The organism is Enterobacter sp. BNK-18, from assembly GCF_047456135.1.
GTDB classification, from domain to species: Bacteria; Pseudomonadota; Gammaproteobacteria; order Enterobacterales; family Enterobacteriaceae; genus Enterobacter; species Enterobacter ludwigii.
Genome location: NZ_CP179899.1, coordinates 2,434,883 through 2,460,812, shown reverse-complemented (window position 1 = coordinate 2,460,812; position 25,930 = coordinate 2,434,883). Strand labels below are relative to the sequence as shown.

Here is a 25,930-nt window from a genome sequence, read left to right as displayed (position 1 = left end):
CATGAAAAAAACCGTCATTGCTCTGCTGGCACTGCTTGCCAGTGGAGCCAGTCTGGCCGCGACGCCATGGCAGAAAATCACCCATCCTGTGGCGGGCAGCGCGCAGTCTATTGGCGCGTTCTCGAACGGCTGTATCGTTGGGGCACAGGAACTTCCGCTGCAGTCCGATACCTATCAGGTGATGCGTACCGACCAGCGTCGTTATTTTGGCCATCCGGACCTGGTGCTGTTTATCCAGCGTCTGGGAAACCAGGTGCATAACCTGGGGCTGGGCACGATGCTGATTGGCGATATGGGGATGCCTGCCGGCGGTCGGTTCAACGGCGGACACGCCAGTCACCAGACCGGTCTCGATGTCGATATCTTCCTGCAACTGCCGAAAGCGCGCTGGAGTTCAGCCCAGTTGCTGAAACCGCAGGCGCTGGATCTGGTGGCGCGCGACGGTAAAAACGTCGTGCCATCGTTGTGGACGCAGGACGTCTTCAGCATGATTAAGCTGGCGGCGAAAGATAACGATGTCACGCGGATTTTCGTGAACCCGGCCATCAAGCAGCAGCTCTGCCTGGATGCCGGCACCGATCGCGACTGGCTGCGTAAAGTGCGTCCGTGGTTCCAGCATCGTGCACATATGCACGTTCGTCTGCGCTGCCCGGCAAACAGCCTGGAATGTGAAGATCAGCCGTTACCCCCGCCAGGCGATGGCTGTGGTGCGGAACTGCAGAGCTGGTTTGAGCCGGCAAAACCTGGAACCTCTAAGCCTGAGAAGAAGACACCGCCTCCGTTGCCGCCTTCCTGCCAGGCGCTACTGGATGAGCATGTACTTTAATGGATAATTTCGTCGAACTGTTTATGGTGTCGCCGCTTCTGCTGGTGGTGCTTTTCTTTGTGGCGATGCTGGCCGGGTTTATTGATGCTCTGGCGGGCGGCGGTGGTTTGTTAACCGTACCGGCGCTGCTGGCCGCGGGCATGAGCCCGGCACAGGCGCTCGCCACTAACAAGCTTCAGGCGTGCGGCGGCTCGCTCTCCGCGTCGCTCTATTTTATTCGCCGTAAGGTCGTCAGTCTGGCTGACCAGAAGCTCAATATTCTGATGACCTTTATTGGCTCGACCTCGGGTGCACTGCTGGTTCAGCATGTACAGTCCGATATTCTGCGCCAGATCCTCCCCATTCTGGTTATCTGCATCGGTCTCTACTTTTTGTTGATGCCAAAGCTCGGGGAAGAAGACCGGCAGCGACGTCTGCATGGCCTGCCGTTCGCTCTTATCGCGGGTGGCTGCGTCGGGTTTTACGATGGCTTCTTTGGCCCCGGAGCAGGCTCGTTCTATGCCCTTGCGTTCGTGATGCTGGCCGGCTTTAACCTCGCTAAATCCACCGCCCACGCCAAAGTGCTCAATGCGACGTCAAACGTCGGCGGCCTGCTGCTGTTTATCATTGGTGGAAAAGTTATCTGGGCAACCGGGTTTGTGATGATGGCAGGGCAGTTTTTAGGCGCACGTGCGGGCTCGCGTCTGGTATTAAGCAAAGGACAGAAGCTCATTCGCCCGATGATTGTTGTCGTCTCAGCGGTCATGAGTGCCAAACTGCTTTATGACAGCCATGGACAAGAGATCCTCACCTGGCTGGGAATGAATTAATGAACACAACGCATAAATACGAACAGCTGATTGAGATTTTTGATGGCTGTTTTGCTGATGATTTTAATACCCGTCTGATTAAAGGCGACGACGAACCGATCTATCTTCCTGCTGATGCGGACGTGCCGTATAACCGTATCGTGTTCGCGCACGGCTTTTACGCCAGCGGGTTACACGAGATTTCGCACTGGTGTATAGCGGGGAAAGCGCGTCGTGAGCAGGTGGACTTCGGATACTGGTATTGTCCGGACGGCCGTGACGCCGCCACGCAGAGCCAGTTTGAAGATGTGGAGGTGAAACCGCAGGCGCTGGAATGGTTATTCTGTGTGGCGGCAGGTTTCCCGTTCAACGTCAGCTGTGACAACCTCGAAGGAGAGGTCGAGCCAGACCGTATTCTCTTCCAGCGCCGCGTTCATGCGCAGGTGATGGAGTATCTTGAGAAAGGCATCCCGGAACGCCCGGCGCGCCTGATCGAGGCCTTACAGAATTATTACCACACGCCGGAGATCACGGCGGAATGCTTCCCTTGGCCGGAAGATCTTTAACAGAGGAAAGAAGATGATCGCAGAATTTGAATCACGCATTCTGGCGTTAATTGATGACATGGTGGAACACGCCAGTGATGATGAGCTGTTCGCCAGCGGTTATCTGCGTGGTCACCTGACGCTGGCTGTCGCTGAGCTGGAAGCAGGGGACGATCACTCTGCCGAGGCCATTCATGATGAAGTGAGCCGCAGCCTGGAGAAAGCGATCCAGGCAGGGGAACTCTCTCCGCGTGACCAGTCATTAGTGCTGGGTATGTGGGACACCCTGTTCCAGCAGGCAAAAGGCAGGTAGTCATTTTTCCTCCCTCTCCCGGTGGGAGAGGGAGGACATCGACCCGCACGTTACTTCACCCTTTTTCCTTTCAGTAACTTCCGTACCCACAAACGGTTGGGATTGAGCCCCGCAAGCGTAACGCTGTCCAGCGGAACGGGCTCATCACTCATCTGTGCCGCCAGCACTTCGGCCAGCAACGGCGCTGAGCATAATCCCCGTGAACCGAGTCCCCCGAGCATAAACAGCTGCGGATAAACTGGCGCACTCACCGCGGTATCACGGTTTTCAGCAAGATCCTGATAAGCCTCAAGCGTTGCTTCATAGTCAGGCACATTTCCCGCCATCGGCAGATGGTCCCGGGTGGCGCAGCGTACGCCACAGCGCGCGTCACCGGCGCTGATATCAACCTCTTTTGCCCAGTCGGCCTGCGGGAAGCAGTTGAGCAGGCGCTGGCGATTTTGCTGCTGATCGTCTTCGCTGTAGCGCATGTCGGTCTCACCGCGATGGTAGCTGGCACCAATGCAGTGGTGGCCGTTGGACGGATTTTGTGGAGTCAGATAGCCGTCGTAGCAGAGTACCTGCTGCAGTTTTTCCAGCGCTGGCGAGGTGGGGATATGGCTGACCTGGCCGCCGACAGGGTAAAGCGGCAGCTTTTCCGTCTGGTTGAACTGGCTGATAGGGTGACCGTTGGCCAGCACTACGCAGGTATGCTGCGCCTCTTCGCCGGTGGTGAAATGCAGGTTCCAGTGCTCCGTGTGGTGAAGTGAGGCGACCTGGCGGGAATAGTGCACTGTCAACCCGCGCGACTGCGCCAGCGCAATGGCTGCCGTCGTCAGATCTGCCGGACACAGCCAGCCACCGAGCGGATAGTGGATACCGTCGCAGCCCGTATCGACGCCCGCGGTTTCGGTTATCTGCTGCGCATTCACCGCCCGGGCAATTTCGAGCGGCAGACCCAGCGACAACATGTGCGCGATTTTTTGCTGGCTCTTCTCATCCCAGCCCAGTTGCGTAACGCCACACCAGTCGTGGTCAAACGCCACAGGCAGGGCATCATACAGGCGCCGGGCAAAGGTAAAGGCTACCGGGAAAAACTGGCTCAGCGCCGGATCGTGAGCGCTTAACAGTGGGTAGAGCGCCCCCTGGCGGTTGCCGGAAGCGCCCTTTGCCGGCGCGTCGTCGGCGCAGTAGAGCGTTACCTGCCAGCCTCGGTGTAAAAGCGCGAGCGAAAGCAGGGCGCTGGCAATCCCGCCGCCGACAATTGCTACCTCACGTGATGCGCTGGCGCTGCGTGAAAACCAGGGCGTCTGAGCGGGGATCTCCAGCGTCTGATCCATTCTTCCGACCAGCATGTCGCGCTTGCGACCAAAACCTTTGGTCTTTTGCATGGTAAAGCCGGCCTCCTGCAATCCGCGGCGGACAAAGCCTGCCGAGGTGAAGGTCGCGAGCGTTGCGCCAGGACGTGCCAGGCGTGCCATTGCGTTAAACAGATGCTGGCTCCACATGTCTGGATTCTTGGCGGGGGCAAAACCATCGAGGAACCATGCGTCCACTTTCTGGTTCATCGAATCATCAAGCTTATCGGTTAGATCATTGATGTCGCCGAGCCACAGATCCAGCGTGACGCGCCCGCCGGCCAGCAGAAGACGATGGCAACCGCCGAGGTGCGGCGGCCACTGCGCCTGAAGCTGCTCCGCCCATGGCGCAAGTTCCGGCCAGTGTTGATGGGCCAGATGAAGGTCATGCGCGGTGAGCGGAAATTTTTCAAAACTGATGAAATGTAATCTTTGCAGTGTAGCGTCAGGGTGAGCAGCGTGAAACTGATCGAACATCTGCCAGAGGGTGAGAAAATTCAGACCGGTACCAAACCCGCTCTCAGCGACCACGAACAGACTGCGCGGATGCGTGGGGAAACGGGCGTTTAACTGATTTCCGTCGAGGAAAACATAGCGGGTTTCTTCCAGTCCGTTATCATTAGAAAAGTAGACGTCATCAAAATCTCGGGAAACAGGTGTACCCTCAGCGTTGAATTCGAGGTTGGCGGGTTGTATAGCGTTTTGTTTCACGTAAGTTACTCGTCTGACAGGCAGTGACACGATCTTAACGATGTGCGTCCATCGGTGCAAATTTCCGCAGAAAATGTCTGATCGGACTTGTTCGGCGTACAAGTGTACGCTATTGTGCGACTCGAAACTTAATATAGTGCGACTTACAGAGGTATTGAATGAAACGTGCAGTGATTACTGGCCTGGGCATCGTTTCCAGCATCGGTAATAACCAGCAGGAAGTCCTGGCATCTCTGCGTGAAGGACGCTCCGGGATCACTTTCTCTGAAGAGTTTAAAGATTCAGGTATGCGTAGCCACGTATGGGGTAACGTCAAACTGGACACCACCGGTTTGATTGACCGTAAAGTGGTTCGTTTCATGAACGATGCCTCTATTTATGCTTATCTCTCCATGCAGGAAGCGATTGCGGATGCGGGTCTGAGCGCGGAAGTTTACCAGAACAACCCACGCGTAGGTCTGATCGCCGGTTCCGGTGGCTCATCTAAAGCGCAGGTCTTTGGTGCTGACGCAATGCGTAGCCCACGTGGTCTGAAAGCGGTAGGTCCTTATGTTGTGACTAAAGCTATGGGTTCAGCGGTTTCCGCTTGCCTGGCGACCCCGTTCAAAATCCACGGCGTTAACTACTCCATCAGCTCTGCCTGTGCGACCTCCGCACACTGCATCGGTAATGCGGTTGAGCAGATCCAACTGGGTAAACAGGACATCGTGTTTGCTGGCGGCGGCGAAGAACTGGGCTGGGAAATGGCCTGTGAATTCGACGCAATGGGGGCACTGTCCACCAAATATAACGAAACTCCGGATAAAGCATCCCGTACCTATGATGCGCACCGTGACGGTTTCGTTATCGCAGGCGGCGGCGGTATGGTTGTGGTTGAAGAGCTGGAGCACGCGCTGGCGCGTGGTGCGCACATCTACGCTGAGATCGTGGGCTACGGTGCAACGTCTGACGGCGCTGACATGGTGGCTCCATCCGGTGAAGGCGCAGTGCGCTGCATGAAGATGGCGATGCACGGCGTTGACACACCAATCGACTACCTGAACTCCCACGGTACCTCTACTCCGGTAGGCGACGTGAAAGAGCTGGGTGCGATCCGTGAAGTGTTCGGCGACAACAGCCCGGCTATCTCCGCGACCAAAGCCATGACCGGTCACTCTCTGGGTGCTGCTGGCGTTCAGGAAGCGATCTACTCTCTGCTGATGCTGGAAAATGGCTTTATCGCCCCAAGCATCAACATTGACGAGATGGACGAGCAGGCCGCAGGTCTGAACATCGTGACCCAGCCAAAAGAAGCGACACTGACTACCGTCATGTCCAACAGCTTCGGTTTCGGCGGTACTAACGCCACGCTGGTGATGCGTAAGTACAACGCATAAGTTCTGACTGATTCAAAAGGGGAGCCTGACGGCTCCCTTTTTTTAAGCATTGACAAGCGGCTGATCTCGCAGGCAAACTTCCTACCTCAACATTATCCTCACGATAATGCGTAAGCGTTCAACGTCAACCAACGCACCTAAATCCTGGTTATCAGGAAGAGGGGGCGTGGTTTTTCCCCGCCTTACTCTTCATTTCGGAGTAAAGCATGACTGCAGTCACTCAAACAGAAACAACCTCTTCAGCGAATGTCTCGCTGTTTCGCATCGCGTTTGCGGTGTTCCTGACCTATATGACCGTCGGCCTGCCGCTGCCGGTGATCCCGCTGTTTGTTCATCAGGAGCTGGGGTATGGCAACACCATGGTCGGCGTCGCCGTGGGTATTCAGTTCCTGGCTACGGTATTAACCCGCGGTTATGCAGGACGTCTGGCGGATCAGCACGGGGCAAAACGCTCGGCGTTACAGGGCATGTTTGCCTGTGGTCTGGCGGGAGGTGCATGGCTGCTGGCCGCTCTCCTGCCGGTTGACGCTGCGTATAAATTTGCGCTGCTGATCGTGGGGCGTTTAATCCTGGGCTTTGGTGAAAGCCAGCTCCTGACCGGTACGCTGACATGGGGTATGGGACTGGTGGGGCCTGCACGCTCCGGCAAAGTCATGTCCTGGAATGGTATGGCCATTTATGGCGCGCTTGCCGCAGGCGCCCCGCTCGGGTTGCTTATCCACAGCCACTTTGGCTTTGCCGCGCTGGCAGCGACTACCCTGATGCTGCCTCTGCTGGCATGGGCATTCAACGGTCCGGTACGTAAAGTCCCTGCCCATAAAGGGGAGCGCCCGTCTTTGTGGAGCGTGGTGGGCCAAATCTGGCAGCCGGGCCTTGGCCTGGCCCTGCAGGGCGTCGGTTTTGCGGTAATCGGTACGTTCGTCTCGCTCTACTTTATGAGCCGCGGCTGGGCGATGGCAGGTTTTACGCTGACCGCCTTTGGTGGCGCATTTGTCTTAATGCGCGTGCTGTTCGGCTGGATGCCGGATCGTTTTGGCGGCGTGAAGGTTGCAGTGGCATCACTGGTGATTGAAACCCTGGGTTTGCTATTATTGTGGAGTGCACCCGTTGCGTCCGTAGCGTTGTTAGGCGCGGCATTGACCGGCTGCGGATGCTCGCTTATTTTCCCGGCGCTGGGTGTGGAGGTGGTAAAACGTGTCGCCCCGCAGGTGCGTGGCACGGCGCTTGGCGGCTATGCGGCGTTTCAGGATATCTCATACGGGGTAACCGGGCCGCTGGCAGGTCTGTTAGCGACATCGTTCGGGTATCCGTCTGTTTTCCTGGCGGGCGCGGTTGCAGCGGTTATGGGCATTGTGGTGACGCTGGTGGCGTTTCGGCAGTCTTAGCTGGTTAAGTGCCGGGGCGGCATGCCTTCCCCGGTGTGCTGTCGGCCCGGCAGGCGTAGCGCCACCGGGCGAAACCGTTATGCGACCAGCCAGAAAATCGCCAGTGCAATCATTAACGCAATAAACATCAATCCTGGACGGGCAGAGAGGGTTCTGAACGTTTCCACCACCGGCGCAAACAGCGGATTGTAGATTGGCTGTATGTTTCGTGCTTCCGGCACGCCCCCTTCGCGTTCGGCGCGGCGAACGAAAATCTGATTGAGCACATCCTGCACCTGCGCGGTGGTCAGTACCGTTTGCGGTGTGGCCTGCCAGGTCTGCTGGGCGTAATCACGAATGGTGTCAAATTCGTTCGGCTCCAGCGGCTGCTTAAGTGCCGCCTGAACCGTGTGCAGGGTTGGAGCGGTCTGGGTGCTGAGCGTCTGACGCGCCTGTAGCCAGGTCACCAGATGCGTAAACTGTTTCGCCGGGATCAGCTCGCCCGCTTTTACGCCGGAGAGTTCCAGCATTGATTGCCAGATAAGCTTCGTCGGTTCGCCGGTGGCGGCGGCCAGCTTGGTCACCATCTGCTTGAGCGTGTTGTGCTCGGCAGGCAGCAGCGGACGCTCGGTCGCAGGGCGTTGCTGAGGCTGTGGAATTGACAGCTGATTGGTTTGCAGCAGCGTCAGTACGGTTTTGAGCTGTTCCGGGGTCAGCTGGCTCAGGGCGGTCTGACCAAACTGCTGGCGAATAAAATCACTCACCGCCTGGCGGTTATTTCCCTGGCCCAACAGCTCGGTCAGCTGCGAGACAATCTGGCGTGTGCTGTGATTCTGCTGTGCAGTATCAATCCGCTGGTTCAGGTTTTGCTCGGCAGCAGGGAAATGGCGCGACTGCAAAGGTGCGTCGTTCCTGACACCTAAATCGTGCTTTACCCCAGCCCAGACTTCCGCGTTTTGCTGCGACGTCAGCGCGATCAGACGCGTGATCAGTCGCTCCAGCACGGTGCGCTGTTGTGTGGATAGCGGTTGTTCGCCTGCAACGTTTGGTGTGACAGGGCCTTCACCCGGAGGGCGCGGCGGCGTACCTGAAATGGGCTGCATCGTCAAAAATCCTTAAAGTCAAAACTCAGCGTAAACCTGGCAGACGTATATGCCTGGCGGCCAGATTATGGCACACTTGATGGGTTTTCTTCCTCTCAAACAGGTACTCAGACGTGAAAATCCTCGTTGATGAAAATATGCCTTATGCCCGCGAGCTCTTTAGCCGCCTCGGCAACGTTAAGGCTGTCCCGGGTCGGCCGATCCCGGTAAACGAGCTGGATGATGCAGACGCGCTGATGGTGCGCTCGGTAACCAAAGTAAATGAAGCGTTGCTCTCCGGCAAAGCGGTAAAATTTGTCGGGACCGCAACGGCAGGGACGGATCATGTGGATGATAAATGGCTTAAGCAGGCGGGGATCGGTTTTTCAGCCGCGCCGGGCTGCAACGCCATTGCGGTCGTGGAATATGTCTTCTCCTCCCTGCTGATGCTGGCTGAGCGCGACGGTTTTGCGTTGCAGGACCGTACCGTCGGGATTGTTGGTGTGGGCAACGTGGGCGGGCGCCTGCATAAACGTCTTGAGGCGTTAGGCATTCGCACTCTGCTGTGCGATCCGCCGCGTAAAGACAACGGTGATGAAGGCGACTTCCGTTCGCTGGATGAACTGGTTGCACAGTGCGATGTGATCACTTTCCATACGCCGCTGTTTAAAGAGGGGCCTTATAAGTCGCTGCACCTTGCTGATGAAGCCCTGATCCGTCGTCTGAAGCCTGGCACTATTCTGATAAATGCCTGCCGGGGCCCGGTGGTCGATAACCTTGCGCTGCTGAAATGTCTGGAAGAGGGGCAAGCGCTTAGCGTGGTGCTGGACGTCTGGGAGCCGGAGCCTGAGCTTAACGTTGCGCTGCTTAACAAGGTGGACGTCGCAACGGCGCATATTGCCGGTTATACCCTTGAAGGAAAAGCCCGCGGCACGACGCAGGTCTTTGAGGCCTATAGCGCCTTTATCGGCCATCCACAGCAGGTGGCGCTGGATACCTTACTGCCTGCGCCTGAATTTGGCCGCATTACCCTGCACGGGCCACTCGATCAGGCAACGCTGAAACGACTGGTCCATTTGGTGTATGATGTGCGCCGCGATGACGCGCTGCTGCGTAAAGTGGCGGGTATTCCGGGTGAGTTTGATAAGCTGCGCAAGAACTATGTTGAGCGCCGCGAGTGGTCTTCCCTGTATGTGATTTGCGACGACGCAACGGCTGCGACGCAGCTGCATAAACTGGGTTTTAACGCCGTTCATCACCCGGCACATTAATGTCTTCTTAATGCTCCCTGTTGGATACTCCGACAGGGACGCTTTTTTATTTCTGGAGTAAACCACCATGTCTGAAGGCTGGAACATTGCCATTTTAGGTGCCACGGGTGCCGTGGGTGAAGCCCTGCTCGAAACCCTTGCTGAGCGTCAGTTCCCGGTGGGTGATATCTATGCGCTGGCGCGTACAGATAGCGCGGGTGAACATCTGCGTTTTGGCGGTAAATCTGTCATGGTTCAGGATGCGGCCGGGTTCGACTGGACTCAGGCGCAGCTGGCGTTTTTTGCAGCCGGTGCTGAGGCTACGGCGTCTTACATTGAAGAGGCCACCAACTCGGGTTGTCTGGTGATTGACTTAAGCGGCCTGTTCGCGCTTGAGCCGGATGTGCCGCTGGTGGTGCCGGATGTGAACCCGTTTGTGCTGGCAGACTACCGTAACCGCAACGTTATCGCCGTACCGAACAGCCTGACCAGTCAGCTGCTTACCGCGCTGAAACCGCTGATCGATGAAGGCGGCCTGTCGCGTATCTTCGTCACCAGCCTGCTGTCTGCGTCTGCCAACGGCAAGCAAGCGGTTAACGCGCTAGCCGGGCAGAGCGCGAAATTGCTGAGCGGCGTTCCGATTGATGAAGACGACTATTTTGGTCGCCAGCTGGCGTTTAACATGCTGCCACTGCTGCCGGATCGCGAAGGCAGCGTGCGCGAAGAACGCCGTATTGTCGATGAAGTCCGTAAAATTCTGCAGGATGACGGCCTGATGATCTCTGCCAGCTGCGTGCAGTCTCCTGTCTTCTACGGCCACGCACAGATGGTCGGTTTTGAAGCGCTGCGCCCGCTCGCCGCAGAAGAAGCGCGTGACGCGTTTGGTCGCGGTGAGGATATCGCCCTCTCCGAAGAGAGTGAGTTCCCGACGCAGGTTGGTGATGCGACCGGTAGTGCACATCTGTCTGTTGGCTGCGTGCGTAACGATTACGGAATGCCTGAGCAGATCCAGTTCTGGTCAGTTGCCGATAACGTTCGCTTTGGCGGCGCTCTGATGGCGGTGAAAATTGCGGAGAAACTCGTGCAGGAGTACCTGTACTGATGTCAGAAGTGGATCACAAGCCTGTTCATAAAATTGCCCTCGGTATTGAGTACGATGGCAGTAAGTATTATGGCTGGCAGCGTCAAAATGAGGTGCGCAGCGTCCAGGAAAAACTGGAAAAAGCGCTCTCTCAGGTGGCGAACGAACCGATAGTCGTTTTCTGTGCCGGGCGTACGGATGCCGGCGTTCACGGCACGGGGCAGGTGGTTCATTTTGAAACCACCGCTGTGCGAAAGGACGCCGCATGGACGCTGGGGGTGAATGCGAATTTACCTGGAGACATTGCGGTTCGTTGGGTTAAAGATGTTCCCGAAGATTTTCATGCGCGTTTCAGCGCCACCGCGCGCCGTTACCGCTATGTCATCTACAATCAGCGTCTACGTCCGGCGGTGTTAAGCCAGGGCGTGACGCATTTTTATGAACCGCTTGATGCTGAACGTATGCATCGTGCGGCGCAGTGTCTGATTGGTGAAAATGACTTTACCTCGTTCCGTGCGGTGCAGTGCCAGTCCCGTACGCCGTGGCGTAATGTCATGCACATAAACGTCAGCCGTTATGGCGCGTATGTGGTGGTGGATATCAAAGCCAATGCCTTTGTACATCATATGGTGCGGAATATTGTGGGCAGCCTGATGGAAGTGGGTGCCGGACACCAGCCGGAGAGCTGGATTGCAGAACTGCTGGCAGCGAAGGACAGAACGCTTGCGGCAGCCACGGCGAAAGCGGAAGGGCTGTATCTGGTCTCGGTAGACTATCCGGATCGGTTTGACCTGCCGAAACCGCCAATGGGCCCGCTGTTTTTAGCGGACTAATCAAAGGTGCAATTAAGGCTTAGACAAAATGGACGTAATACGTTTTTTGATTGATTTCATCCTGCATATTGATGTTCACCTGGCGGAGCTGGTCGCGCAGTACGGCGTCTGGGTTTACGCTATTCTGTTCCTCATTCTGTTCTGTGAAACCGGTCTGGTTGTCACCCCGTTCCTGCCGGGGGATTCACTGCTGTTCGTGGCCGGCGCGTTATCCGCGTTACCGACTAACGATTTGAATGTGCATCTGATGGTTGTGTTGATGGTTATCGCCGCGATTATTGGTGATGCGGTGAACTACACGATTGGACGGGTGTTTGGTGAGCGGCTTTTCAGCAATCCGAACTCGAAAATTTTCCGTCGCAGCTATCTCGACAAAACCCATGCGTTCTATGAACGCCATGGCGGCAAAACCATTATCCTTGCCCGTTTTGTGCCTATTGTGCGTACATTTGCACCGTTTGTGGCGGGAATGGGGCATATGTCCTATCGTCACTTTGCGGCATATAACGTTGTTGGCGCGCTGCTGTGGGTGCTGCTGTTTACCTATGCCGGCTACCTGTTTGGCGATCTCCCGGTGGTCCAGGAAAACCTTAAGTTACTGATTGTAGCGATTATTGTGCTTTCGGTACTGCCTGGGGTTATTGAGATTATTCGTCACCGACGTGCGGCAGCAAAGCAAGCGAAGTAAATGCATACTGGCGGTTCGACCACTTTTTTATCCAAAGTTTCGGGCTGTTATGTTTTAATGTGCAACATTCATGGTCTGTTGGAGGCAAAAATGGCATTATTCGCCTCTTATAGCAAAACTGGCATACGACCAGGTTCAGGCAGAAAGGTTATCAATGAGCTGGATTGAACGAATTAAAAGCAACATAACCCCGACTCGTAAAGCGAGCATTCCTGAAGGGGTATGGACGAAGTGTGATAGCTGCGGCCAGGTTCTGTACCGCGCAGAGCTGGAACGCAATCTTGAGGTGTGTCCGAAATGTGACCACCATATGCGTATGACGGCGCGTAATCGCCTGCATAGCCTGCTGGACGAAGGTTCTTTGGTAGAACTGGGTAGCGAGCTTGAGCCAAAAGACGTGCTGAAGTTCCGTGATTCCAAAAAATACAAAGACCGTCTGGCCTCTGCACAGAAAGAGACCGGCGAGAAAGACGCGCTGATCGTCATGAAAGGCACCCTGCACACGATGCCGGTGGTGGCTGCCGCGTTTGAGTTCTCCTTTATGGGTGGCTCAATGGGCTCTGTCGTGGGTGCGCGCTTTGTGCGTGCCGTTGAGCAGGCGCTGGAAGACAACTGCCCGCTGATCTGCTTCTCCGCTTCCGGTGGTGCACGTATGCAGGAAGCGCTGATGTCGCTGATGCAGATGGCGAAAACCTCTGCTGCGCTGGCGAAAATGCAGGAGCGCGGTTTGCCGTACATCTCCGTGCTGACCGACCCGACGATGGGTGGCGTTTCCGCAAGCTTTGCCATGCTGGGCGATCTGAACATCGCTGAGCCGAAAGCGCTGATCGGTTTTGCGGGTCCACGCGTCATCGAACAGACCGTACGTGAAAAACTGCCGCCGGGCTTCCAGCGCAGTGAGTTCCTCATCGAGAAAGGCGCTATCGACATGATCGTCCGCCGTCCGGAGATGCGCCTGAAACTGGCAAGCATCCTGGCGAAGATGATGAATCTGCCAGCGCCGAACCCGGATGAGCCGCGCGAAGGCGTGGTGGTACCGGATCAGGAACCCGAGGCCTGATAACTGAAAAGGGCAGGGCCGGATGGCGCTGCCCTTTTGCTTTCTCAACTGTTAATGACCGGGCATCATGGAAAATAAAAGCATTCCCCAAGCCACGTCGCCCCTGGCCGCGTGGCTTTCTTATCTGGAAAACCTGCACAGTAAAACCATCGATATGGGGCTTGAGCGCGTAAGCCAGGTTGCCGCGCGTCTCGACGTACTGAAACCAGCGCCGTTTGTGTTCACCGTTGCCGGAACGAACGGTAAAGGCACGACGTGCCGCACGCTGGAGTCTGTCCTGATGGCAGCAGGCTATAAGGTTGGCGTTTACAGCTCTCCACACCTCGTGCGGTATACCGAGCGGGTGCGTGTGCAAAACCGCGAGCTGCCGGAATCAGCGCATACTGCCTCTTTCGCGGAAATTGAAGCTGCGCGCGGTGAAATTTCATTAACCTATTTTGAATACGGCACCCTGTCGGCACTGTGGTTGTTTAAGCAGGCGCAGCTGGACGTGGTGATTCTGGAAGTCGGCCTCGGCGGGCGTCTTGATGCTACCAACATGGTGGATGCGGATGTGGCCGTCGTGACCAGCATTGCGCTGGATCATACCGACTGGCTGGGGCCGGATCGCGAAAGCATTGGTCGCGAGAAAGCCGGGATTTTCCGGACGAATAAACCTGCCGTGGTCGGCGAGCCGGATATGCCGCACACCATTGCAGAGGTGGCGAATGAGACGGGTGCGCGTCTGCTGCGCCGTGGCGTAGAGTGGCAGTATGAGGTTCAGGCAGACGACTGGCGCTTTAGCGATGCGCAGGGCGCACTGGACAACCTGCCATTGCCGCAGGTGCCGCAGCCTAACGCGGCAACCGCGCTGGCGGCACTGCGCGCAAGCGGTCTGGCGGTGAGCGAGCAGGCGATTCGCGAGGGCATTGAGCGGGCGATCCTGCCCGGGCGTTTCCAGATTGTCAGCGAGTCACCGCGCCTGATCCTCGATGTGGCGCACAACCCGCATGCCGCGGCGTATCTCGCGGGACGTCTCAAATCGTTACCAAAAACCGGGCGCGTGCTGGCGGTTATCGGTATGCTTCATGATAAAGATATTGGCGGTACGCTGGCCTGCATGGAGAGTGTGGTCGATAGCTGGTATTGTGCTCCTCTGGAGGGGCCACGCGGGGCGACCGCTGAGCAGTTGATGGAACATCTCGGCAAAGGCGCAATCTATAATAGCGTGGCTCAGGCCTGGCATGCCGCGATGGCGGATGCTAAACCAGAAGATACCGTGCTGGTGTGTGGTTCGTTCCACACGGTGGCACATGTCATGGACGTGATGGACGCGGGGAGAACCGGTGGCGAGTAAGTTTCAGAACCGTTTAGCAGGAACAATAGTGCTGGTGGCGCTGGGAGTCATTATTCTTCCGGGCCTGCTCGACGGGCAGAAAAAGCACTATCAGGATGAGTTTGCAGCCATTCCACTGGTACCGAAACCGGGCGATCGCGACGAGCCGGATATGTTGCCTGCGGCGACACAGGCCCTTCCTGCTCAGCCGCCGGAAGGCGCAGCGGAAGAGGTTCGCGCGGGCGATGCGGCTGCGCCGTCTCTTGATCCGTCTCGTCTGGCGGCGAGCAACACCAACGATATCGATCCTGTACCGGTTCCGGTCGTGCAGCCTAAACCGGCTGAGAAACCGAAGCCGGTCGAAAAAACGCAGCCGAAACCGCAGCGTGATAAAACGAGCGAACAGCTTGCCGCAGCGACAGAGACACCGCCTCCGGCGAAATCGGCTCAGCAGGAAGCCGCTCCGACGGGCAAAGCCTACGTCGTGCAGCTGGGTGCGCTGAAAAATGCCGATAAGGTCAATGAGGTGGTGGGTAAACTGCGCAGTGCGGGATATCGTGTTTACACTTCACCTTCCACGCCGGTACAGGGTAAAATTACCCGTATTCTCGTGGGGCCAGAAGCGTCCAAAGATAAGCTTAAAGGATCGCTGGGTGAGCTGAAGCAGATCTCCGGCCTGAGCGGTGTGGTGATGAGCTACAGCGCGAACTAACCCCTCCCTCACCCTTATCCTTTCTGTGAGGAGAGGGTGGGGGGAAGAGTGACGGCAGACGTCCACAGAGACGTAAAAAGCCACGGCGTTGAACATTTTTTCAGCGCCTTTTTTATTTACGCGCGGGAAGGAAATCCCTACGCAAACGTTTTCTTTTTCTGTTAGAATTCGCCCCGAACTGGATGACAGGGCGTTAAATCGTGGGACACATATGGTCTGGATTGATTACGCCATCATTGCGGTGATTGGTTTTTCCTGTCTGGTTAGCCTGATCCGTGGCTTTGTTCGTGAAGCGTTATCGCTGGTAACCTGGGGTTGTGCTTTCTTTGTTGCCAGTCATTACTACACTTACCTGTCTGTCTGGTTCACGGGCTTTGAAGATGAACTGGTCCGAAATGGAATCGCTATCGCGGTGCTGTTTATCGCGACGCTGATTGTCGGCGCTATCGTAAATTACGTGATAGGTCAGCTGGTCGAGAAAACCGGTCTGTCAGGAACAGACAGGGTACTCGGGATCTGTTTCGGCGCACTACGAGGCGTGCTGATTGTGGCCGCGATCCTGTTCTTCCTGGATACCTTTACCGGGTTCTCCAAAAGTGAAGACTGGCAAAAATCGCAGCTCATTCCAGAGTTCAGTTTCATCATCAGATGGTTCTTTGACTATCTGCAAAGCTCGTCGAGTTTCTTGCCCAGAGCGTAATGCGCTCTGAGATGTGGCTTAACGAGGAAAAGACGAATGTGCGGTATTGTCGGTATCGCCGGTTTCATGCCGGTAAACCAGTCGATTTATGACGCGTTAACGGTGCTTCAGCACCGTGGGCAGGATGCTGCGGGTATCATCACCATTGATGCAAACAACTGCTTCCGTTTACGTAAGGCGAATGGTCTGGTAAATGATGTGTTTGAAGCCCGCCATATGCAGCGTCTGCAAGGTAATATGGGGATCGGTCACGTTCGTTATCCTACTGCTGGCAGTTCCAGCGCCTCTGAGGCTCAGCCTTTCTACGTCAACTCACCGTATGGCATCACGCTTGCCCACAATGGCAACCTGACCAACGCGCACGAGCTGCGTAAGAAGTTGTTCGAAGAGAAACGTCGCCACATTAACACCACCTCTGATTCTGAAATTCTGCTCAATATCTTTGCCAGCGAGCTGGATAACTTCCGTCACTACCCGCTGGAAGCAGACAACATTTTTGCCGCCGTTGCCGCGACTAACCGCCAGATCCGTGGTGCGTATGCCTGCGTGGCGATGATTATCGGCCACGGGATGGTTGCCTTCCGCGATCCAAACGGCATCCGCCCGCTGGTACTCGGTAAGCGCGATCTCGGTGATGGTCGTACCGAATACATGGTTGCCTCTGAAAGCGTGGCGCTGGATACCCTGGGCTTCGAGTTCCTGCGTGATGTTGCGCCTGGCGAAGCGGTCTATATCACTGAGAAGGGCCAGCTGTTCACCCGCCAGTGTGCTGACAACCCGGTGAGCAATCCGTGCCTGTTTGAATATGTTTACTTCGCCCGTCCGGACTCGTTTATCGACAAGATTTCCGTCTATAGCGCGCGCGTGAACATGGGGACAAAACTTGGCGAGAAGATTGCCCGCGAGTGGGACGATCTGGATATCGACGTCGTTATTCCTATTCCGGAAACGTCCTGCGATATCGCTCTGGAAATCGCCCGCATTCTGGACAAGCCATACCGTCAGGGGTTTGTGAAAAACCGCTACGTTGGTCGTACCTTTATCATGCCGGGTCAGCAGCTGCGCCGTAAGTCCGTACGTCGTAAACTGAACGCAAACCGCGCTGAGTTCCGCGACAAAAACGTCCTGCTGGTGGATGACTCCATCGTTCGCGGCACCACTTCAGAACAGATTATTGAGATGGCGCGCGAAGCGGGTGCGAAGAAAGTGTATCTGGCCTCAGCCGCACCGGAAATTCGTTTCCCGAACGTGTACGGCATCGATATGCCAACCGCCAACGAGCTGATCGCTCACGGTCGTGAAGTGGACGAAATTCGTCAGATCATCGGTGCCGACGGCCTGATTTTCCAGGATCTGAACGATCTTATCGACGCAGTACGCGCTGAGAACCCGGATATTCAGCAGTTCGAATGCTCTGTGTTTAATGGCGTCTACGTGACGAAAGACGTTGACCAGCAGTACCTCGACTACCTTGATTCGCTGCGCAACGACGATGCGAAGGCCGTCCAGCTGCAAAACGATCTCGAAAGTTTAGAGATGCACAACGAAGGTTGATGTCTGTGCAAGTGAGGGCATTTGCCCTCACTTGCAACTCCCCGCAAAATCCTGCACAGTCTGCCCTGAAATCAGTTAGGGCGAAAATCATGAAACGACTCATTGTTGGGCTCAGTGGTGCCAGTGGCGCGATTTACGGCGTACGTCTGTTACAGGTGCTGCGTGACGTGGCAGAAGTGGAAACGCATCTGGTCATGAGCCAGGCGGCACGTCAGACCCTCTCTCTTGAAACCGACCTCTCACTGCGTGATGTTCAGGCGCTGGCGGATGTGGTTCACGATGCCCGCGATATCGCCGCCAGCATCTCCTCAGGCTCGTTTAAAACGGCCGGCATGGTTATCCTGCCATGTTCCATTAAAACGCTCTCCGGCATTGTAAACAGCTATACCGACACGCTGGTGACCCGCGCCGCGGACGTGGTGCTGAAGGAGCGTCGTCCTCTGGTTCTCTGCGTGCGGGAAACGCCGCTGCACCTGGGACATCTGCGTTTAATGACTCAGGCTGCTGAACTCGGCGCGGTGATCATGCCACCGGTACCGGCGTTCTATCACCGGCCCGTTTCACTGGATGATGTGATTAATCAGACGGTTAACCGCGTTCTCGATCAGTTTGATATCGACCTGCCCGAAGACCTCTTCACCCGCTGGCAGGGTGCCTGAATCTGTGCACCCACAGCGTGCATGAAAAGATAACGTGCCCTGTTTCAGGGCAATTATGCAACGGCGATCATATCCTCGACATTTAATTCGCTTTTTCCCTTTTTCTCTTTCCGGTTCGTTCGGCAGACCTGCTATCTTTCACCATTAAGGCAATATCGCAACGTTTTATTAACATATTTAACGTCGAACTTTTCACCAGACGGCAATGTGGCATAAGACCTGCAAGAGAAGCCTGCAACACAACACACAACACAATACATAATAAAATCACGGTACTTGAGGGTAAATGTATGAAGAAGACGGTTCTGGCTCTGTCTTTGCTGGTGGGGTTAAGTGCGGCAGCAGGTAGCTACGCAGCGCTTCCACAGACAGTTCGTATCGGTACAGACGCAACTTACGCGCCATTCTCTTCCAAGGATGCGAAAGGCGATTTCGTTGGGTTTGATATCGATCTGGGAAATGAAATGTGCAAACGCATTGCGGTGAAATGCACATGGGTGGGCAGCGACTTTGATGCGTTAATCCCGTCGCTGAAAGCCAAGAAAATCGACGCCATTATCTCTTCTCTCTCTATCACCGAAAAACGTCAGCAGGAGATTGCCTTCTCTGACAAGCTTTACGCTGCAGATTCACGTCTGATTGCCGCTAAAGGCTCCCCGATTCAACCCACCATCGACTCGCTGAAAGGCAAGCATGTCGGCGTGCTTCAGGGCTCAACGCAGGAAGGGTTTGCCAATGCGAACTGGCGTGAGAAGGGCGTCGATGTGGTGGCGTACCAGAACCAGGATCTGATCTACTCTGACCTGGCGGCAGGCCGTCTGGATGCGGCATTCCAGGATGAAGTCGCCGCGAGTGAAGGCTTCCTGAAACAGCCAGCGGGCAAAGAGTACGCTTTTGCTGGCCCGTCCGTGAAAGACAAAAAGTACTTTGGTGACGGTACGGGTATCGGCCTGCGTAAGGACGATACCGAGCTGAAAGCCGCCTTCGACAAAGCGTTTGCTGAGCTGCGTAAAGACGGTACCTACGACAAACTGGCGAAGAAATACTTCGACTTCAACGTCTACGGTGACTAATACCTGACGACAATGCACTGCTGAGGTGCATTGTCAGGCGGGATGATCCAATATGGTGCAATTAATGCACTGTATTGGATCACTGTGTGCATACTTACGCATTTATAATGCAAAAAATCCCGGCTCAAAGGCATTATTCTTTGCCTGACGGAGGGGATTGATGGCACATTAGCACCACCCCGTCGTCGTAAAAATCCCGTATGTAGACAGTTTGTTGAGGACAGATATGAAAAAACTAGTATTGTCACTTTCTCTGGTGCTGGCCTTTTCCAGCGCCACCGCGGCATTCGCAGCAATTCCGCAGAAAATTCGAATCGGTACCGATCCTACCTATGCACCGTTCGAATCGAAGAATTCTAAAGGTGAATTGGTTGGTTTTGACATCGATCTGGCCAACGAACTGTGCAAACGCATCAAAGCGCAGTGTACCTACGTTGAGAACCCACTGGATGCGCTGATCCCGTCGCTGAAAGCGAAAAAAATCGACGTGATTATGTCCTCGCTCTCCATCACTGAAAAACGCCAGCAGGAGATTGCTTTCACGGACAAACTCTACGCGGCAGATTCACGTCTGGTTGTCGCCAAATCTTCTGACATTCAGCCTACTCTCGAGTCGCTGAAAGGCAAACGCGTGGGCGTGCTGCAGGGGACCACTCAGGAAACCTACGGTAACGAACACTGGGCGCCGAAAGGGATTGAAATCGTCTCTTATCAGGGCCAGGAAAATATCTACGCTGACCTGACGGCAGGTCGCATTGACGCAGCGTTCCAGGATGAAGTTGCGGCGAGCGAAGGCTTCCTGAAACAGCCGGTCGGCAAAGACTATAAGTTTGGCGGTCCATCCATCAAGGATGTGAAGTTGTTTGGTGTAGGCACCGGTATGGGCCTGCGCAAGGAAGACAACGAACTGCGTGAAGCGCTGAACAAAGCCTTTGCCGAAATGCGCGCTGACGGCACGTACGAGAAAATTGCGAAAAAATACTTCGATTTCAATGTTTACGGCGGCTAATCGCCCCGTCAAATAACGTGCAGCCCCTCCCACTGTGGGAGGGGAAAAGACACGGTTCCACCACTCACGATACGACAGGGCTCGCGGTATGCTGTACGGATTTTCTGGCGTTATTTTACAGGGCGCGCTTGTCACCCTTGAGCTGGCTCTCAGCTCCGTGGTGCTGGCGGTGCTGATAGGTCTGGCGGGCGCAGGGGCGAAGCTTTCGGCTAACAAGCCGCTGGCGCTGATTTTTGAAGGCTATACGACGCTGATTCGCGGTGTTCCCGATCTGGTGCTGATGCTTCTGATCTTTTACGGTCTGCAGATTGCGCTTAACAGCGTGACGGACGCAATGGGTATGGGACAAATCGATATCGACCCGATGGTGGCCGGTATTATTACGCTCGGTTTTATCTACGGGGCCTATTTCACCGAAACCTTCCGCGGCGCGTATATGGCTGTGCCGAAAGGCCACATTGAAGCGGCAACCGCATTCGGTTTCACCTCCTCACAGACGTTTCGTCGAATCATGTTCCCGGCCATGATGCGCTATGCGCTTCCAGGTATCGGTAACAACTGGCAGGTTATTCTTAAGGCAACCGCGCTGGTCTCTCTGCTTGGCCTGGAAGATGTGGTGAAAGCGACCCAGCTTGCCGGCAAAAGCACCTGGGAGCCGTTCTACTTTGCGGTGGTATGTGGCGTAATCTATCTGGTCTTTACAACCGCCTCCAATGGTGTGCTGCTTCTGCTCGAACGTCGCTACTCCGTGGGTGTGAAGAGGGCTGATCTGTGATTGAGATTATTCAGGAATACTGGAAATCGCTGCTGTGGACAGATGGCTATCGCTTCACCGGCGTCGCCATTACGCTCTGGCTTCTGATCTCCTCTGTGGTGATGGGCGGCATTCTGGCGGTATTTCTCGCCATTGGTCGTGTGTCGAACAATAAATTTATCCAGTTCCCAATCTGGCTGTTTACCTATGTGTTTCGCGGTACGCCGCTGTACGTGCAGCTGCTGGTGTTCTATTCGGGGATGTACACGCTTGAGATCGTAAAAGGCACTGAAATGCTCAATGCGTTCTTCCGCAGCGGTCTGAACTGTACGGTGCTGGCATTGACGCTCAATACCTGCGCCTATACCACCGAGATTTTCGCAGGGGCGATTCGCTCTGTCCCGTACGGTGAAATTGAAGCGGCGCGTGCGTACGGCTTCTCCTCCGTGAAGCTTTACCGTTGCATCATTCTGCCGTCGGCGCTGCGTATTGCGTTACCGGCGTACAGTAACGAAGTGATTCTGATGCTGCACTCCACGGCGCTGGCCTTTACCGCCACGGTGCCGGACTTACTGAAGATTGCCCGGGATATTAACTCGGCAACCTATCAGCCGTTTACCGCATTCGGTATTGCGGCAGTGCTTTATTTGATAATTTCATACGTCCTGATTAGCCTGTTCCGTAAGGCAGAAAAACGCTGGTTGCAGCATATAAAACCTTCTTCGACGCACTGAGAATGATGATGGCTGAGAACAAATTAAACGTTATTGATCTGCACAAACGCTACGGCGAACATGAAGTGCTGAAAGGGGTGTCGCTGCAGGCAAACGCGGGCGATGTCATCAGTATTATCGGCTCATCCGGCTCCGGTAAAAGTACTTTCCTGCGCTGCATTAACTTCCTCGAAAAACCGAGCGAAGGCTCAATTGTGGTGAGCGGGCAGAACATCAATCTGGTGCGTGACAAAGACGGCCAGCTGAAGGTGGCGGATAAAAATCAGCTGCGTCTGTTGCGTACGCGCCTGACGATGGTTTTCCAGCACTTTAATCTCTGGAGCCATATGACGGTGCTGGAGAACGTAATGGAAGCGCCAATCCAGGTGCTGGGTCTTAGCAAACAGGACGCCCGAGACCGTGCGGTGAAATACCTGGCGAAAGTGGGTATTGATGAGCGCCAGCAGATGAAGTATCCGGTACATCTGTCCGGCGGGCAGCAGCAGCGCGTATCCATAGCCCGCGCGCTGGCGATGGAGCCGGAAGTCTTGCTGTTCGACGAACCGACCTCCGCGCTGGACCCGGAACTCGTTGGCGAAGTGCTGCGCATCATGCAGAAGCTCGCCGAAGAGGGCAAAACGATGGTGGTGGTGACGCACGAGATGGGCTTTGCCCGGAACGTCTCTAACCACGTCATCTTCCTGCATCAGGGGAAAATCGAAGAGCAGGGGCATCCCGATGAGGTGTTAGCGAACCCGCAAAGCCCACGTTTACAGCAGTTCCTGAAGGGGTCTTTGAAGTAGGTTTTGCCTTTCCCCTCTCCCGGTGGGAGAGGGCCGGAGTGTGGGCCTCAAACCGCACCACACTCCAGTCGATACACCCAGTCGTCATACCGCACACCGTTAATCTCATACGCTTTTTCCAGCACCTGCGTGCGCACAAAACCCGCTTTCTCCAGTACCCGGACTGACCCGCCGTTGTCTGCCAGCACATATGCGTTAATCGCCTTTACGCCCGTCTGGTTAAATGCGTAGTCACACACCGCGCGCAGTGCCTCACTGGCGATGCCCTGGCCCTGCGCGGCAGACACGACCGTATAGCCGATATCCGCCTCTTCACGATTTTCAGCGCTAATTTGCAGGCCGATATCGCCCAGTGGGGTCTCTTCATCGCGTAAGCGGATAACGAACACATGCGCTGCCGTCAGACGTGCGGCAAACAGGCGTCGGGTCTCTTTTTCCGGGGCGATAGCGGCCATATACTGCATGATGGCGCGATCCTCGCGCAGGGCACGGAAAAAAGGCCAGTCAGTGGGTTCGAAGGGCGTGAGGTGGAGCCGGGGAGTGGTAATGGTTGCCATAGATATGCCATTTCGTCGGAACATGGCATATCACTGTAACATTATCTCACCACATCCCCCAGCGCCTCTTCTAAGTCATACCAGCGGAACGCAAACCCGGCCGCTTCCAGCCGTTTTGGCAGGGCCCGTTGCCCGCCTAACACCAGCACGGATGCTTCACCCATCATCAGGCGGATCACCGTAGCAGGCACGCGCAAAATCGCCGGGCGATGCAGGGCATGTCCGAGAGCATGGGCAAACTGTTCATTTCGTACCGGGTAGGGCGCAACCATATTAAACGGCCCGCGCAGATCGTTATCCAGCAGCCAGAGAATACCGTTGACCATATCGTCGATATGGATCCACGCCAGATACTGACGGCCATTGCCGATTGGCCCGCCAAGACCGAGCCTGAAAGGGGGGAGCATCTTCGCCAGAATGCCGCCTTTCGGGGCAAGGACCACACCGGTGCGTAGCAGGCAGACGCGGGTATGATCGCTTTGCGCAGCACAGGCGATACGCTCCCACTGGGCGCAAAGTTTATGGGTGAACTCGTTGTGCGGCGGCTCTTCTTCCGTTACCACCACCTCGCCGAGATCGCCGTAATACCCTACGGCAGAACCCGAAATGAGAACCGACGGCGGGGTATGACTGTTGCGGATAAGCTCAACCAGCTTCTCGGTAAGGGTCCACCGGCTGCTGCACAGGAGCTGTTTTTGTTCTTCCGTCCAGCGCTTATCGGCGATCGGTTCGCCTGCCAGGTTGATGACGGCGTCAAACCCGTCCAGATTCTGCTGCTCGGCCAGATTTCTCCAGATGTCGATACCTGCGCCCAGCACCTGGCGCGCTTTCTCTGGACTGCGCGTCACCACGGTGATGTCGTGATGCAACGCCTGCAGACGCGCAATGAGATGGCGACCAATCAGGCCGGTACCGCCGGTCAGCAAAATCTTCATACAACCTCCAGGGTTACGCCTGGCGTTGCCAGCTTAACGTCATCGAGACGGAATCGGCGTAACGCAGGGCGTGAAGTTTATCAATCTCTACTTCAGCATAAGTGACCCAGTGATGATCGCGTGCGATGTCGAGCACATCCTGAGTTAATTTTTCCAGTAAAGAGAAGCGGTTGTTTTCCACGTACTGGATGATTTTTTTGGTTATCGTGCGGTAGTTCAGCGCATCATTAATATCTTCGCTGGCCCGCGCTTTCTCAGCCGGGTAGTGGATAACCACATTAATCACGATATCCTGACGGTTGGCGATCTCTTCCTCTTTGATACCGATGAAGGTGCGTAGGCGTAAATTTTTTATACGAATAATAGCGTCATGCTGTGACATTGCAGGTCTTCTCCGTGTCAGAATTTCCTTCACATAATACATGAGAGCCTCTCCGGCACACACCAGCCACCGGCTTAAATTTGCTGGATTTTTTGCATGGCGCGTTCGGTGGCCGGACGCGTGCGGATTCGTTCAAACCAGTTGTTCACCGCCGGGTAAGACGCCAGGTCAATGCGGTGCTTTTCATGGGTATTCACCCAGGGCCAGCAGGCAATGTCGGCGATGCTGTAATGATCCCCGCCGAGCCACGGTGCTTTCTCCAGCCGACGGTTCAGAACGCCGTATAACCGCTGGGTTTCCACCTGATAGCGTTCGATAGCATAAGGAATCGGCTGCGGCGCGTAGGCGGTAAAATGGTGGTTTTGTCCGAGCATCGGCCCCAGACCGCTCGTCTGCCAGAAAAGCCACTGCAGCGTGTGGTGACGCTCGCGCAGCTCTCCGCTCAGCAATTTGCCTGTCTTCTCTGCCAGATAGAGCAATATTTCTCCGGATTCAAACAGGCTCAACGGCTTGCCCCCATCGGCAGGATGGTTATCAATAATGGCCGGGATTTTATTGTTTGGCGATATAGCCAGAAAGAGAGGACTGAACTGATCGCCTTTGCTGATATCCACGCGAATGATCCTGTAATCCAGTTCGGCTTCCTCAAGAAAGAGGGTGATCTTATGGCCGTTCGGGGTAGGGGCATAATAAAGGTCGATCATTCTCAACTCCTGTCAGTGAAAATAGTGACGCCATGAAAAATGAGTATAGGTGGTTGTTGTAAATCGTGAGTTTTCATCAAGTGACAGCGAGGCAAAGAGATTATATGTTGAATGAAAACCGATCAGCCGATGAGGATGTTATGAACCAGCCCGTAATCACGTTATGGTCCGATGCAGATTTCTTTTCTCCCTATGTTCTGAGCGCGTATGTGGCGCTGGCCGAAAAAGGACTGTCATTTACGCTAAAGACGGTGGATCTGGACGGCGGTGAACATCTGAAACCCCAGTGGCAGGGCTACGCCCTGACCCGTCGCGTGCCGGTGCTGGATATTGATGGCTTCGCGCTGAGTGAATCGTCGGCGATCGATGAGTATCTGGAAGAGCGGTTCGCACCACCTGAGTGGGAGCGCATCTACCCTCACGATCTGCAAAAACGTGCCCGCGCACGTCAGATCCAGGCGTGGCTGCGCAGCGATCTGGTGCCGATTCGCGTGGAACGCTCCACGGATGTGGTGTTTGCCGGGGTGAAAAAACCGGCGCTGAGTAAAGACGGTGCGGCCAGTGCCCAAAAACTGATCGATACCGCGACTTCTCTGCTGGCTCATGGTAATCCGAATTTATTCGGCGAGTGGTGTATTGCCGATACCGATCTGGCGCTGATGCTGAACCGTCTGATCCTCAATGGGGATGAGGTGCCTCAGCTGCTGGTGGATTATGCCGCGTTTCAGTGGCAACGCGCCTCAGTGCAGCGCTATGTGGCACTCTCCGCTAAGCGGGCGGGCTGATATAGCCTGACGCTTCAGGTA

General features: G+C 55.5%; 28 protein-coding genes. 22 read left to right on the top strand and 6 right to left on the bottom strand.

What is annotated here, in order from left to right; genetic code table 11:
• The first annotated feature begins 1 nt into the window (after nucleotide 1).
• Genes mepA through ACMGG3_RS11825 form a run of 4 tightly spaced genes read left to right on the top strand, consistent with a single transcriptional unit; the run spans nucleotide 2 to nucleotide 2,472 of the window.
• A complete protein-coding gene (gene mepA, locus ACMGG3_RS11840; protein ID WP_014171044.1) occupies nucleotides 2-826 on the top strand; it encodes a penicillin-insensitive murein endopeptidase in 825 nt (274 codons plus the stop codon).
• On the top strand, nucleotides 826-1,635 hold the full coding sequence (locus ACMGG3_RS11835) for a sulfite exporter TauE/SafE family protein (RefSeq protein ID WP_414149198.1): 810 nt from the start codon (nucleotides 826-828) through the stop codon (nucleotides 1,633-1,635). The genes mepA and ACMGG3_RS11835 overlap by 1 nt, the downstream gene beginning before the upstream one ends.
• Nucleotides 1,635-2,180: an elongation factor P hydroxylase gene (locus tag ACMGG3_RS11830; protein ID WP_050737145.1), complete on the top strand. Its 546-nt coding sequence runs from the start codon at nucleotides 1,635-1,637 to the stop codon at nucleotides 2,178-2,180. The genes ACMGG3_RS11835 and ACMGG3_RS11830 overlap by 1 nt, the downstream gene beginning before the upstream one ends.
• A 13-nt stretch (nucleotides 2,181-2,193) precedes the next feature.
• Nucleotides 2,194-2,472, top strand: a complete 279-nt coding sequence (locus ACMGG3_RS11825) for a YfcL family protein (RefSeq protein WP_014171041.1) — start codon at nucleotides 2,194-2,196, stop codon at nucleotides 2,470-2,472.
• Between the two features lie 50 nt (nucleotides 2,473-2,522).
• Here the strand turns inward: ACMGG3_RS11825 and mnmC are convergent, their stop codons facing one another.
• Nucleotides 2,523-4,520: a bifunctional tRNA (5-methylaminomethyl-2-thiouridine)(34)-methyltransferase MnmD/FAD-dependent 5-carboxymethylaminomethyl-2-thiouridine(34) oxidoreductase MnmC gene (mnmC, locus tag ACMGG3_RS11820; RefSeq protein WP_277491915.1), complete on the bottom strand. Its 1,998-nt coding sequence runs from the start codon at nucleotides 4,518-4,520 to the stop codon at nucleotides 2,523-2,525.
• A 158-nt stretch (nucleotides 4,521-4,678) separates the two neighbouring features.
• Here mnmC and fabB point away from each other — a divergent pair, with 158 nt between their 5' ends.
• Both fabB and ACMGG3_RS11810 read left to right on the top strand, forming a co-directional pair.
• Nucleotides 4,679-5,896, top strand: coding sequence for a beta-ketoacyl-ACP synthase I (fabB, locus tag ACMGG3_RS11815; protein ID WP_014171039.1), 1,218 nt, complete (start codon nucleotides 4,679-4,681; stop codon nucleotides 5,894-5,896).
• Nucleotides 5,897-6,102: 206 nt separating this feature from the next.
• A complete protein-coding gene (locus ACMGG3_RS11810) occupies nucleotides 6,103-7,281 on the top strand; it encodes an MFS transporter (protein ID WP_025203568.1) in 1,179 nt (392 codons plus the stop codon).
• 77 nt (nucleotides 7,282-7,358) lie between these two features.
• On the opposite strand, the gene flk is transcribed toward ACMGG3_RS11810, so the two are convergent.
• Nucleotides 7,359-8,363 carry a flagella biosynthesis regulator Flk gene (flk, locus tag ACMGG3_RS11805; protein WP_059306630.1) on the bottom strand — a complete coding sequence of 335 codons (1,005 nt, stop codon included), beginning with the start codon at nucleotides 8,361-8,363 and terminating at the stop codon, nucleotides 7,359-7,361.
• A 113-nt stretch (nucleotides 8,364-8,476) separates the two neighbouring features.
• Here flk and pdxB point away from each other — a divergent pair, with 113 nt between their 5' ends.
• The 15 genes from pdxB to hisP all read left to right on the top strand — a co-directional run bounded on the left by pdxB (nucleotide 8,477) and on the right by hisP (nucleotide 22,546).
• Entirely contained in the window at nucleotides 8,477-9,613 is a 1,137-nt protein-coding gene (gene pdxB / locus ACMGG3_RS11800) for a 4-phosphoerythronate dehydrogenase PdxB (RefSeq protein WP_020883119.1), read from the top strand.
• A gap of 67 nt (nucleotides 9,614-9,680) precedes the next feature.
• Entirely contained in the window at nucleotides 9,681-10,694 is a 1,014-nt protein-coding gene (locus tag ACMGG3_RS11795) for an aspartate-semialdehyde dehydrogenase (protein ID WP_014171035.1), read from the top strand.
• Nucleotides 10,694-11,506, top strand: coding sequence for a tRNA pseudouridine(38-40) synthase TruA (gene truA, locus ACMGG3_RS11790; RefSeq protein ID WP_059306629.1), 813 nt, complete (start codon nucleotides 10,694-10,696; stop codon nucleotides 11,504-11,506). The genes ACMGG3_RS11795 and truA overlap by 1 nt, the downstream gene beginning before the upstream one ends.
• A gap of 28 nt (nucleotides 11,507-11,534) precedes the next feature.
• Complete coding sequence (locus ACMGG3_RS11785; RefSeq protein ID WP_121339212.1) at nucleotides 11,535-12,194, top strand: DedA family protein; 660 nt, start codon at nucleotides 11,535-11,537, stop codon at nucleotides 12,192-12,194.
• Nucleotides 12,195-12,348: 154 nt separating this feature from the next.
• Entirely contained in the window at nucleotides 12,349-13,254 is a 906-nt protein-coding gene (gene accD / locus ACMGG3_RS11780; RefSeq protein WP_108647979.1) for an acetyl-CoA carboxylase, carboxyltransferase subunit beta, read from the top strand.
• 67 nt (nucleotides 13,255-13,321) lie between these two features.
• Nucleotides 13,322-14,590: a bifunctional tetrahydrofolate synthase/dihydrofolate synthase gene (gene folC / locus ACMGG3_RS11775; protein WP_414149197.1), complete on the top strand. Its 1,269-nt coding sequence runs from the start codon at nucleotides 13,322-13,324 to the stop codon at nucleotides 14,588-14,590.
• A complete protein-coding gene (dedD, locus tag ACMGG3_RS11770) occupies nucleotides 14,580-15,281 on the top strand; it encodes a cell division protein DedD (protein ID WP_322415976.1) in 702 nt (233 codons plus the stop codon). Before folC ends, dedD begins: the two co-directional genes overlap by 11 nt.
• 211 nt (nucleotides 15,282-15,492) lie before the next feature.
• A complete protein-coding gene (gene cvpA, locus ACMGG3_RS11765) occupies nucleotides 15,493-15,981 on the top strand; it encodes a colicin V production protein (protein ID WP_000262116.1) in 489 nt (162 codons plus the stop codon).
• 36 nt (nucleotides 15,982-16,017) lie between these two features.
• Entirely contained in the window at nucleotides 16,018-17,535 is a 1,518-nt protein-coding gene (gene purF / locus ACMGG3_RS11760; protein ID WP_014171028.1) for an amidophosphoribosyltransferase, read from the top strand.
• A gap of 89 nt (nucleotides 17,536-17,624) precedes the next feature.
• Nucleotides 17,625-18,194, top strand: coding sequence for a UbiX family flavin prenyltransferase (locus ACMGG3_RS11755; RefSeq protein ID WP_014171027.1), 570 nt, complete (start codon nucleotides 17,625-17,627; stop codon nucleotides 18,192-18,194).
• Between the two features lie 290 nt (nucleotides 18,195-18,484).
• The gene (gene argT, locus ACMGG3_RS11750) at nucleotides 18,485-19,267 is read left to right on the top strand and encodes a lysine/arginine/ornithine ABC transporter substrate-binding protein ArgT (protein WP_014171026.1); all 783 of its coding nucleotides are present in this window, start codon (nucleotides 18,485-18,487) and stop codon (nucleotides 19,265-19,267) included.
• A gap of 226 nt (nucleotides 19,268-19,493) precedes the next feature.
• A complete protein-coding gene (gene hisJ, locus ACMGG3_RS11745; protein ID WP_020883126.1) occupies nucleotides 19,494-20,276 on the top strand; it encodes a histidine ABC transporter substrate-binding protein HisJ in 783 nt (260 codons plus the stop codon).
• Between the two features lie 88 nt (nucleotides 20,277-20,364).
• Nucleotides 20,365-21,051 carry a histidine ABC transporter permease HisQ gene (locus tag ACMGG3_RS11740; RefSeq protein WP_020883127.1) on the top strand — a complete coding sequence of 229 codons (687 nt, stop codon included), beginning with the start codon at nucleotides 20,365-20,367 and terminating at the stop codon, nucleotides 21,049-21,051.
• The gene (locus tag ACMGG3_RS11735; RefSeq protein ID WP_008502590.1) at nucleotides 21,048-21,764 is read left to right on the top strand and encodes an ABC transporter permease; all 717 of its coding nucleotides are present in this window, start codon (nucleotides 21,048-21,050) and stop codon (nucleotides 21,762-21,764) included. The genes ACMGG3_RS11740 and ACMGG3_RS11735 overlap by 4 nt, the downstream gene beginning before the upstream one ends.
• An 8-nt stretch (nucleotides 21,765-21,772) precedes the next feature.
• Nucleotides 21,773-22,546: a histidine ABC transporter ATP-binding protein HisP gene (hisP, locus tag ACMGG3_RS11730; RefSeq protein ID WP_020883129.1), complete on the top strand. Its 774-nt coding sequence runs from the start codon at nucleotides 21,773-21,775 to the stop codon at nucleotides 22,544-22,546.
• 47 nt (nucleotides 22,547-22,593) lie between these two features.
• Here the strand turns inward: hisP and ACMGG3_RS11725 are convergent, their stop codons facing one another.
• The 4 genes from ACMGG3_RS11725 to yfcG form a co-directional block, all read right to left on the bottom strand.
• A complete protein-coding gene (locus ACMGG3_RS11725) occupies nucleotides 22,594-23,103 on the bottom strand; it encodes a GNAT family N-acetyltransferase (RefSeq protein ID WP_414149196.1) in 510 nt (169 codons plus the stop codon).
• 41 nt (nucleotides 23,104-23,144) lie between these two features.
• Nucleotides 23,145-24,038 (bottom strand): TIGR01777 family oxidoreductase, encoded by an 894-nt coding sequence (locus ACMGG3_RS11720; protein ID WP_014171021.1) that lies wholly within the window; start codon nucleotides 24,036-24,038, stop codon nucleotides 23,145-23,147.
• A 13-nt stretch (nucleotides 24,039-24,051) separates the two neighbouring features.
• Complete coding sequence (folX, locus tag ACMGG3_RS11715) at nucleotides 24,052-24,420, bottom strand: dihydroneopterin triphosphate 2'-epimerase (RefSeq protein ID WP_020883131.1); 369 nt, start codon at nucleotides 24,418-24,420, stop codon at nucleotides 24,052-24,054.
• Between the two features lie 74 nt (nucleotides 24,421-24,494).
• The gene (yfcG, locus tag ACMGG3_RS11710; protein WP_020883132.1) at nucleotides 24,495-25,124 is read right to left on the bottom strand and encodes a GSH-dependent disulfide bond oxidoreductase; all 630 of its coding nucleotides are present in this window, start codon (nucleotides 25,122-25,124) and stop codon (nucleotides 24,495-24,497) included.
• 140 nt (nucleotides 25,125-25,264) lie between these two features.
• Between yfcG and yfcF the strand changes: the two genes are divergently transcribed.
• Nucleotides 25,265-25,909 (top strand): glutathione transferase, encoded by a 645-nt coding sequence (gene yfcF / locus ACMGG3_RS11705; protein ID WP_020883133.1) that lies wholly within the window; start codon nucleotides 25,265-25,267, stop codon nucleotides 25,907-25,909.
• Nucleotides 25,910-25,930: the final 21 nt, after the last annotated feature.